We start from the raw sequence: 1,501 nt of genomic DNA on the forward strand, positions 1-1,501 counted from the left end.
AGCTTGGCAGGATCGGTCATGTGCGTGGCTTCAAGATTGAAGCCACGGGTTTTCAGGGCGGCAAACAGAGTTTCGATTTTCCATCGTTGGCGATAAATGTTCAACGCGTGCTGCGGGCGGCTGCGGCTGGCGATGATCAGCCGTTCGCCGGTCTTGAGACGCAGGATGACGATGCGCACCGGCGGTGAAGCATTGGGCTCTGAAACGCCAATGCGCCAGCACCCCTTAAGCACAAGGCGTTCGCCGGGTCTCAAACGCGCGGCATGCTGGCGCAATGGCAACGGGGCATGGCCGTCATTGAACACCGGCATGTCCTCGCGCAGGCGCAGAAAGTGCGGTATCGCAGCTTGCTGCAACCATTCGATCCAGGCGTTGCCGATGAATTCGCGGTCGCCTGTCAGCGAAGCTACCGCCTGATCGGGGAACGTCGCCTTGAACACTGGCATCAGATCGATCCGCTCGGCGGTATGGGAATTGCCCGCCTTGTCGAGGACGCGCCAGAACAGCGGAATGCACACGTCGCCATGAGCGAGGCTGAGCACCAGCAGGTTCAGATCGATCTTGCCAAATGGCCAGTTGGTGCGATCAATCGCCAGATGCCACGGCTTGGCGGCCAGCGACAGAGCCGCCACCACCAACCGCGCGACCTCAGCCTGGTTCAGCCTCACGTCGGTAAAGAACCGCTCCAGCCGCCGATGCACCGAGGTGATGTGCGCCGCGCTGTCAATGGGAGGTGCTAACCGGGTCAGAGTAACGGTTCCGGCTGTCAGGATGCTGGCGATCAACCAGCCAAGGGTTTCGCATCTTGATCAGCAATTCTAAATGGTCATCCCCCCGCTGAGCCTCATGATGCGAGTTGGGCTTCGACGTCGGGCGGTGGCTTGGAGTCGATCAGGGTCTGCAACAGAGTTCTCCAATTGGGGAAAACGAGATAGGCGGTGATGGTCCTGATGTGCTCGAAGAAGCGCTTTCGGGCCCGTTTGGCGGCTCTCGCATGGATCCAGAGTTGTTCGAGGCAGTCACAGACCGTGTGGATCGCGAAGGCCAGGAGGTTGAGTGTGGCGAACATCATGGCGAGGTTCTGCTTGCCGTGGCCGAAATTGTGTTCGAGTTGGTAGCCGTTGGACTTGAGGACGTTGAAGCTTTCGTTCTCGATTTTCCATCGTGCCCTGGCACAAGCCACCAGTTCGGCGACGGTGTCGGTCGTGACAGGCAGTGAGGTCACGAAGGCGTTGTCGTAGGTGATTTTGCCTTTGGCGTCCGTGATGGTGATGCCGAGCCAGTTCACCAGCATCGCCTCCTTGCTGTCGCGCAGCGGAACGCCCTCGAACCAGCGATAGCGGTAGGTCAGGCGTCTGCCCGCGGTCTTCTGCGTGATGGTCCGCTCGTTGCGGGCGGTTCCCTGCATGAAGTCGTAGAGGGCCTTGTGCGAGGCTGGCTTGGCGGTCAGCAGAAAATCGCCGCCGGCTTCGGTGATCGCCTCCGCGATCGGCTGGCAGGC

The 1,501-nt window shown here is 60.5% G+C and carries 2 protein-coding genes; both read right to left on the reverse strand.

Annotated features, from left to right (window positions below; genetic code table 11):
• A partial coding sequence (locus tag VGP39_RS14060) for an IS4 family transposase (protein ID WP_327568711.1) occupies positions 1-785 on the reverse strand: 785 nt, incomplete at its 3' end.
• A 59-nt stretch (positions 786-844) separates the two neighbouring features.
• A partial coding sequence (locus VGP39_RS14065; protein WP_327568712.1) for a transposase occupies positions 845-1,501 on the reverse strand: 657 nt, incomplete at its 5' end.

The organism is Bradyrhizobium sp. (assembly GCF_036009065.1).
Classification (GTDB): Bacteria; Pseudomonadota; Alphaproteobacteria; order Rhizobiales; family Xanthobacteraceae; genus Bradyrhizobium.